Origin of the sequence: Vibrio sp. Vb0304, assembly GCF_033338995.1 — a bacterium.
Classification (GTDB): domain Bacteria; phylum Pseudomonadota; class Gammaproteobacteria; order Enterobacterales; family Vibrionaceae; genus Vibrio; species Vibrio alginolyticus.
Genome location: NZ_JAWOTT010000105.1, coordinates 1 through 1,515, shown reverse-complemented (window position 1 = coordinate 1,515; position 1,515 = coordinate 1). Strand labels below are relative to the sequence as shown.

1 protein-coding gene and 1 pseudogene are annotated in these 1,515 nt (G+C 46.5%); both read left to right on the top strand.

Annotated features, from left to right (window positions below; genetic code table 11):
• A pseudogene (locus R7P35_RS24165) lies at window positions 1-120 on the top strand (arabinose ABC transporter substrate-binding protein); the annotation flags it as partial.
• A gap of 56 nt (window positions 121-176) precedes the next feature.
• A partial coding sequence (gene araG / locus R7P35_RS24160; RefSeq protein WP_318092859.1) for an L-arabinose ABC transporter ATP-binding protein AraG occupies window positions 177-1,515 on the top strand: 1,339 nt, incomplete at its 3' end.

Sequence of the window (1,515 nt, the reverse complement as noted above, 5' to 3'; positions counted from 1 at the left end):
GAATCACTTTACAAATGGGTGAAAGAAGATGTGCAGCCAGAGAAGTTTGTGGAAGTCACCGATGTTGTGCTGATCACTCGCGACAACTTCCGTGAAGAGCTACAGAAAAAAGGTCTTTAAGCCTATTTGCGGCGGTGCAATGACCGCCGCTCTTTCGGGAAACGGAGAGAATGATCATGATAAATTCCCCTTCTTACCTTGAGTTTTGCAACATATCGAAGCATTTCCCAGGAGTTAAGGCATTGAGCAACATTAGTTTTCGCGCCAGCAAAGGCAGCATTCATGCGCTAATGGGTGAAAACGGTGCAGGTAAATCAACGTTGCTTAAAACTCTCAGTGGCTTACACCAACCTACTGAAGGCGAGTTGGTCGTCGATGGTAAAGCTTTGGTGTTCAACTCAGCGACTGATGCGCTTGAGCAAGGTATCGCCATTATTTACCAAGAGCTGAACTTGGTACCTGAGCTTAGTGTGGCAGAAAACATCTACCTAGGTCAGTTGCCAACAAAAGGTGGCAGTGTAGATGTGGAAACATTGAACGCCCGAGCGCGAGAACAGCTAAAACGTTTGGGGGAGGATTTTGATCCTTCTCGCCCACTTAAAGAGTTTTCTATCGGCCAGTGGCAAATGGTGGAAATTGCCAAAGCACTAAGCCGCAATGCTCAGATTATCGCGTTTGATGAACCAACCAGCAGTTTGTCTCAACGCGAGATTCAAAACTTATTCAAAGTTATTCGCGAATTGCGCGATGACGGCAAAATCATTCTGTACGTTTCCCATCGTATGGAAGAGATCTTCGATTTGTGCGATGCCATTACCATCTTCAAAGATGGGACACATGTACAAACATTTGACGACATGACCGACTTAACCCATGAAAAATTGGTTGAGCTGATGGTCGGTCGTGAAATCAACGATATCTACAACTACCGTTCGCGTTCTCTCGGCGAAAGTGGCTTACGCATTGAAAACCTTGAAGGAAAAGGGTTAACCCAACCAGTCTCACTCGATATTCGTCAAGGTGAAATTCTGGGTCTGTTTGGTTTAGTTGGGGCTGGGCGAACAGAACTAACCCGTCTCATTTTCGGCGCGGAAAAAGCGCAAGCTGGACAAATTTACATTCATGGGCAGCCCATCAGTGTCAGAAGTCCACAAGATGCGATTCGCGCAGGCATTACGTTATGCCCTGAAGACCGTAAAGCGGACGCTATCGTTCCTATTCTCTCGGTGGAAGAGAACACCAACATCAGTGCTCGTCCATGGAATTTGAAATTGGGCGGTTTGATCGATTTCAAATGGGAAAGAGACAACGCAGAGCAGCAACGTAAGGCTTTGAACGTTAAAACCGCCTCATTACAACAGGCTATAGGGCAGTTGTCTGGTGGTAACCAACAAAAAGTGATTCTAGGTCGCTGGCTCTCCACCGATATGAGTGTGATTTTGTTGGACGAGCCAACACGAGGCATTGACGTTGGTGCGAAATCAGAGATCTACGAACTGATTTTCAATCTCGCTG